The 255-nt window shown below is 69.8% G+C and carries 1 pseudogene; it reads right to left on the bottom strand.

Annotated features, from left to right (window positions below):
* A pseudogene (locus tag SB816_RS33260) lies at nucleotides 1-255 on the bottom strand (protease modulator HflK); the annotation flags it as partial.

Raw genomic sequence — 255 nt, forward strand, 5'->3', positions numbered from 1 at the left:
GTCACGACACGGTCGGCATAGGCCTTCGCATCGTCGACGAGTTTCGCGGCGTCGCCCTGCGCCTTCGGCAACAGGTCGTTCGTATACGCTTGCGCGGCGCGCTTGGCGGCCTCGCGCTCGTCGCGCGCCTTCGCGACCTCGGCATACGCGGCCTGCGTCTGTTCCGGCGCCGCGACGCTTTGCATCGTGACGGCCGTGACCTCGAGCCCGGACTGGTAGCGGTCGAGATCGCGCTGGATCGCGGCGGACAGCTGG

Origin of the sequence: Achromobacter sp. SIMBA_011, assembly GCF_046535435.1 — a bacterium.
Classification (GTDB): Bacteria; Pseudomonadota; Gammaproteobacteria; order Burkholderiales; family Burkholderiaceae_B; genus Achromobacter; species Achromobacter dolens.